Origin of the sequence: Actinokineospora sp., assembly GCF_050699995.1 — a bacterium.
Lineage (GTDB): Bacteria > Actinomycetota > Actinomycetes > Mycobacteriales > Pseudonocardiaceae > Actinokineospora.
In genome coordinates, this window is record NZ_JBOHGC010000040.1 from 1 (window position 1) to 4,518 (window position 4,518).

General features: G+C 70.8%; 7 protein-coding genes. 1 reads left to right on the top strand and 6 read right to left on the bottom strand.

What is annotated here, in order from left to right; all coding sequences use genetic code 11:
- Positions 1-28 precede the first annotated feature (28 nt).
- The 6 genes from ACRDSQ_RS02455 to ACRDSQ_RS02480 are packed head-to-tail and all read right to left on the bottom strand — an operon-like array spanning position 29 to position 4,133.
- On the bottom strand, positions 29-490 hold the full coding sequence (locus ACRDSQ_RS02455) for a single-stranded DNA-binding protein (protein WP_431418366.1): 462 nt from the start codon (positions 488-490) through the stop codon (positions 29-31).
- Positions 490-1,659 (bottom strand): phage recombination protein Bet, encoded by a 1,170-nt coding sequence (bet, locus tag ACRDSQ_RS02460; protein ID WP_431418367.1) that lies wholly within the window; start codon positions 1,657-1,659, stop codon positions 490-492. Before bet ends, ACRDSQ_RS02455 begins: the two co-directional genes overlap by 1 nt.
- Positions 1,656-3,236, bottom strand: coding sequence for a UvrD-helicase domain-containing protein (locus ACRDSQ_RS02465; protein WP_431418368.1), 1,581 nt, complete (start codon positions 3,234-3,236; stop codon positions 1,656-1,658). The genes bet and ACRDSQ_RS02465 overlap by 4 nt, the downstream gene beginning before the upstream one ends.
- Complete coding sequence (locus ACRDSQ_RS02470) at positions 3,233-3,433, bottom strand: hypothetical protein (RefSeq protein ID WP_431418369.1); 201 nt, start codon at positions 3,431-3,433, stop codon at positions 3,233-3,235. Before ACRDSQ_RS02470 ends, ACRDSQ_RS02465 begins: the two co-directional genes overlap by 4 nt.
- Positions 3,433-3,942 carry a hypothetical protein gene (locus ACRDSQ_RS02475; protein WP_431418371.1) on the bottom strand — a complete coding sequence of 170 codons (510 nt, stop codon included), beginning with the start codon at positions 3,940-3,942 and terminating at the stop codon, positions 3,433-3,435. Before ACRDSQ_RS02475 ends, ACRDSQ_RS02470 begins: the two co-directional genes overlap by 1 nt.
- Positions 3,942-4,133 carry a hypothetical protein gene (locus tag ACRDSQ_RS02480; RefSeq protein WP_431418372.1) on the bottom strand — a complete coding sequence of 64 codons (192 nt, stop codon included), beginning with the start codon at positions 4,131-4,133 and terminating at the stop codon, positions 3,942-3,944. Before ACRDSQ_RS02480 ends, ACRDSQ_RS02475 begins: the two co-directional genes overlap by 1 nt.
- On the opposite strand from ACRDSQ_RS02480, the gene ACRDSQ_RS02485 reads away from it, so the two are divergent.
- Positions 4,133-4,518, top strand: a 386-nt coding sequence (locus ACRDSQ_RS02485; protein ID WP_431418373.1) for a hypothetical protein, incomplete at its 3' end; no start/stop codon positions are given. The two genes, ACRDSQ_RS02480 and ACRDSQ_RS02485, sit on opposite strands and share 1 nt — an antisense overlap.

Sequence of the window (4,518 nt, forward strand, 5' to 3'; positions counted from 1 at the left end):
GGCTCGGTGAGCGCTGGCTGTGTGGGCATCAGAACGGGGGTTCGTCGCGGAATCCGCCGGACGCGGGCGATGGCGTGGACCAGGGGTCGTCTCTCTGCGGTTGCGCGGACGTGCCGCCGGAACTGCGGGAGACCTTCGTGACCTTTGCCGTGGCGTACTTGAGCGACGGGCCGATCTCCTCGATGTCGACCTCGACGACGGTCCGCTTCTCACCCTCGCGGGTCTCGTAGGACCGCTGCTTGAGCGTGCCGGTGACGATCACGCGCGAGCCCTTGGTCAGACTCTCCGCGAGGTTCTCGGCGGCCTGTCGCCAAATCTGCCCGCGAAGGAACAGGGCCTCGCCGTCCTTCCACTCGCCGCTCGCCTTGTCGAACGTGCGCGGGGTCGACGCGACGGTGACCGTTGCGACGGCCGCACCGGCCGGGGTATAGCGGAGTTCGGCGTCGGCGACGAGGTTGCCGACGATGGTGATGGGGGTTTCTCCGGCCATTACGCGGGCACCTTCTCGGTATAGGCCGCGCGGGCGGCGGCGATGGTCTCGGTGATCTGGCCGGACTCGGCGTGCTTGGCGATGGCGTCGATGACGTGGGACGCCTCGCTCTTGGTGAGCTGGCTGCTGCTGGTGATGCGGTCGCCGACGAGCAGAGAGACGACAGCCAGGCGGTCCTCGCGCTCCTTGACGCCGTGTTCACCGACGGCGGCGGCAATCGCGGTGAGCTGCTCCGGAGTGGCGGCGGGTTCGGCGTCGGAGACCGGCTCTGTGCTGGGTGCATCCGGCGCGTGTTCGTCGACGACCTCGGCGTCCACCGGCTCGTTCTCGGCCGCGGCTGGGGCTGGGGTTGGGGTTGCTTGCTGCGCCGCGTCACCGGCGGCCTTGATCTCAGCGAGGATGGCGGCGGACGCATTGCCAGCGCGCGCCTGCTGGTAAAGCTCGCGGATGGCAGGGAAGTTCCCCGTCCGCCGCTTCAGGAGCTCGAGCCAGTCGGGTTCGGCCTCCGGTTCCTGCTTGGTGTCGACTCGCTCGGACTCGACGCGAACCACGTCGGCCTGCGCCATCTCCTCGTCGGTGTAGATGCCGCTGAGGTCCTGCGGGAACGCCTTGCGGAACGCCAGGGCTTCGGCGCACTTGGCGATCATGAGCGCGCCCTTTTCCGCCCACATCTTCGTGAGGCGCGTCTGGTTGTTGTAGGTGGTGGTCTGGGCGTACTCGTGGAAGTGCGCGACCGCGTAGATGGGCTCCGACCAGTCGGCCCGCTTGATGCCGACCTTGGCGGCGATCGGGGGCGTCTTGTCGAGCCAGACGTCACGCCACTCGCCGTCCGGGCCGCACCAGTACGGCCCGTCCTGTCCGCGGTAGGGGCTGGGCTTGCTTTGGCGCGGGCGTTCGGCGACGACCCGGAAGCCGTCGATGCCGGTCTGGATCGTCCACTTCGTCTGGTTGGACTGCCGGTCCTTGCGGCCGATCATGTAGATCTGCTTGGTGAACGGGTCCAGACCCGTGCGCTGGCACTGGTGCAGGAACACGGCCAGGTCACCGGCGCTGGCTCCTGCCACACCGAGCTGAACCAGGGCGGCCTGCTGCCGCTCGGTCCAGTCGGCCTGGGTGGGGTCGAGCGCGAGCGCGCCGACCCGGACGATCTCCGTTCCGGGGGTGGTCATGCTGCTGGTGCCTTTCGTGCTGAGGTGATGGCGGCGGCCGGGCCGACGTAGCGGTCGACCCAGGCGAGGCCGGTACGGTCGAGGGCGTCGCGGGCGCGGGTGACGGCGACGTAGGCGACCATCGCGTCGGCCTTGTCGACCGGGCGCGGGTTGCCGTCCTTGTCCGGCTTGGGTTCGGCGAAGTCGTCGGCGATCGCGACGCGGTCCCACTCGCGGCCCTTGGACTTGTGGGCGGTGGAGATGACGACGTCGGCCCCGTCCTCGGGGACCGTGCGCGACAGGGCGGTGGTGATCTTCGCGGGCCCGTACTGGTCGACGAGCTTGACGAACACGCGAAGGTCGGCGCCCTGCTCCTCCTCGGCGTACTCCTGAACCTGCGTCCAGCTCTCGAAAGCCCACAGCTCGGGGTGGCTGGTGCGCTTTCCGGCCTGCAGCTCACCGGCGGCGTCGGCGAGCTGGACCAGCTCCGTCGCGCCCCCGACGAGGGCGGGCCGCTGTCCATCTTCGAGCGCGGCCAGCACGCGGCCCACGGCACCGGCGTTGCTGCGACACAGGATCGCGTCGGGGGTCGGAATGGGCCCGACCACCGTGGGCAGGTTGGGGTTGCCGCGCACCCGCATGTCAGTGCCGAGCAAGGTCAGCCACTTGTTCGCCTCGGCCGCGACCGCGCCGCCGAACCTCCAGGACTGCGTCAGCTGCAGCCGTACGTCGGCGGGCCAGGTCGCCAGCGCGTCGACTGCGCCCTGCCAGGCGTAGAGCTGCTGGCAGCTGTCGCCGATCGCGATGCGCTGCGCGTGCTCCTGGCCGACGACGAGGGCACTGCGGCATGGGTTGGAGTCCTGCGCCTCGTCGAGCATCACGACGTCGTAGGACAGGCGTGGCCCGGCGATCTGCCACATCTTGAGGTAGTGGTCGTGAGCGAAGGGAACCTGCTCGCCCCAGCGGTCGGTCAGGTCATCCCAGGCTCGCTGGGCGACGGGCAGGACCAGCCGGGCGAGGTCGTGCCGAGCGCGCAGCCCGTTGTCCCACGCGGCATGTGCCTCGGCGGCGGCCTGGTGCTCACCGGCGGAGCGCAGCTCGGGGATCTTGCGGTGCATCCGGCCCAGCTGGGCTTCAGTCAGGATTCCCGGCACCGACGGCAGGTGCTGCTTGCCGACTTCGAGATCGGCCGACTGGCAGAACCGAGTGACGGTCGCGAGAGCCAGCTTGGCGATGTGCACCGGCGTGACCGTGAGACCCGCGCCGATCTCGGCATTGTCGCGGACGCCGAGCCGTTCGGCGGTGACCTTGGCCGGGACGCGGCGACCGCCGAGCCTGCGGGAGAAGTCGCGGCCGACCGCACCGAACGCGAGGCCGTGGATGGTCGAACAGCGGACGTGAGCCGGGAACGATGCCTTGGCCTCGTCTGCGGCCGCTCGGTTGTAGGCGACGTACAGGACGCGGCCGCGCATCTCGCCTGCGGCGAGGCGCAGGGTCGACGTCTTGCCCGCGCCGGCGGCAGCCTCGACGACGACAGCCTTACCGGCTGCGCAGGCGTCGATGACGGCCTGCTGTTCGACGGTCGGTGCGTAGGTCACGCGATCACCCGCATGAACGCACCGTTGACGACCTCGGTGACGTAGTTGACGAAGATGGGCCCAAAGGCGAATCCGGCGACAGCTGCGACGAATCCGACGACGAGCGCGGTGATGCAGCCGGTGGGTCCGTAGTCGCGTCGGACGTCGTCGTCGGCCGCCGCGTGCAGCTGGTCCACGGTGGTCAGGTACTCAGGCATCAATGCCCCTTGGTGTCGACGGTGATCGGCGTGGTGGCGACTGCGTGCCGCGCCTCATACGCGAGTCGCGGCGTCCGGACCACGTACCGGGTGTGGCGGCCATGCGTGCGAAATGCGGCAGCGATGCGCGCGTGGGCGGCCGCGGTGGGGTGGCCGTGCACGCGGAAGGCTGCGGCGATTCGGGCGCGGCCAACCGCGGCGGGGTGCTGACCCATCTGGACCTCCTGCACGGTGGCGGTGGCCTGCGGTCCGGGACGTGCGAGTTCGCGGATGGCCCAGTCGGTGAACGCGGCCATGACGGCGCCGAGGACGAGGGCGAAAACGGCGGCACCGGCGGCGCGGCCGTGCTCGTGTGTGACCGCCAGGGCGACGAGCACGTCGCCGGTCGCGAGGACGCAGAGCCACAGAACGGCATGCGCGAGGCGCGAAGCGAAGGCGGCGGCCGCAACCCCCCGCCCCGCGCGGTTGCGCGGGGCGGGGGCGGGCCGAATGTCGATGCGGACGCCCATCACGCGACCTTGTCCGGGTCGGTGGTGGGCCAGCCGTGGCGCGGCTGGTAGCCGGGCTCGGGCTCGCGCTCGGGCTCGCCGTGCGCGGCGTGCCGCCCGTAGGTAGGAGCGTCGCTGTACTCCGTGAGGGCGGCGGCGATGGTCTCGGCGGCGATGCCAGCGCCGATGTAGGCGGTGATCGTCCGGCTCATTGGGCACCTCCAGCGAGCGCCTGGTCCTCAAGCTGGGCCAGGAACTCGCCGGCCTGGCCCGCGTAGGACTGGGCGGCAAGGTGGGCGAGCACGGCGACGTCGCTGTCGGCGCGGTGGATCGCGGCGAAGTTTTCGAGGGCTTCGGCGAGGGACTGCTGCGCGACCGCTCGGCGGTGCAGGATGCGCGCGCCGTCGATGGTGTCGGCGTCGGCCTGCTCGGCCTGGTCATCGAGCCGCATGACGTGGTCGGTGAGAATGACGACCTCCTGGCGCAGCGCGGCGCGACGAGCGCGGCGTTCGAAGGCGGTCATCCGACCTCACCGGTTCCGCCGCAGTTGGGGCAGGTCTTCTCGGCGCGGCGGCCAGCGGACACGCTGCCGGTGCC

Bases quoted from the DNA above. Each gene is read 5' to 3' on its own strand.
- ACRDSQ_RS02455 (WP_431418366.1), bottom strand. From the start codon at position 490: ATGGCCGGAGAAACCCCCATCACCATCGTCGGCAACCTCGTCGCCGAC.
- bet (WP_431418367.1), bottom strand. From the start codon at position 1,659: ATGACCACCCCCGGAACGGAGATCGTCCGGGTCGGCGCGCTCGCGCTC.
- ACRDSQ_RS02470 (WP_431418369.1), bottom strand. From the start codon at position 3,433: ATGCCTGAGTACCTGACCACCGTGGACCAGCTGCACGCGGCGGCCGAC.
- ACRDSQ_RS02475 (WP_431418371.1), bottom strand. From the start codon at position 3,942: ATGGGCGTCCGCATCGACATTCGGCCCGCCCCCGCCCCGCGCAACCGC.
- ACRDSQ_RS02480 (WP_431418372.1), bottom strand. From the start codon at position 4,133: ATGAGCCGGACGATCACCGCCTACATCGGCGCTGGCATCGCCGCCGAG.